This is a genomic window from Bowmanella yangjiangensis (assembly GCF_017255015.1).
Taxonomy (GTDB): Bacteria; Pseudomonadota; Gammaproteobacteria; order Enterobacterales; family Alteromonadaceae; genus Bowmanella; species Bowmanella yangjiangensis.
This window is the reverse complement of record NZ_JAFKCS010000914.1, coordinates 1-280: the sequence shown is the minus strand read 5'-3', so window position 1 is coordinate 280 and position 280 is coordinate 1. Positions and strand designations below refer to the sequence as shown.

Annotated in this window: 1 protein-coding gene; it reads left to right on the top strand. The window is 67.1% G+C overall.

Annotated elements, in window-relative coordinates:
• The coding region (locus J0A65_RS27195) for a hypothetical protein (RefSeq protein WP_206597265.1) at positions 1-280 on the top strand (280 nt) is incomplete at both ends.

The window sequence follows — 280 nt, the reverse complement described above, 5'->3', positions numbered from 1 at the left end:
GGAACGCCAGTCGCGCCAGCAACTGGGGCTCAACGACTTCATCAGCGCCCTGCAGGCGCTCGGCGAACAGCCCATCAACGCCAGCGCCAGCAGCGAGACGAGCGAGAGCGGACGCAAGCCCCCCCGCCACGAGGACGGCAGCCGCACCATCTACATCCTCGAGGGTGAAGCGGCCATTGGCGAGAGCATGCGCCAGACGCTGAACAACTTCGGCTACCAGGCCGAGCACTTCAATTCCATCGCCGGCCTCGACGCGGCCCTGCAGCAGCAGATGCCCGAC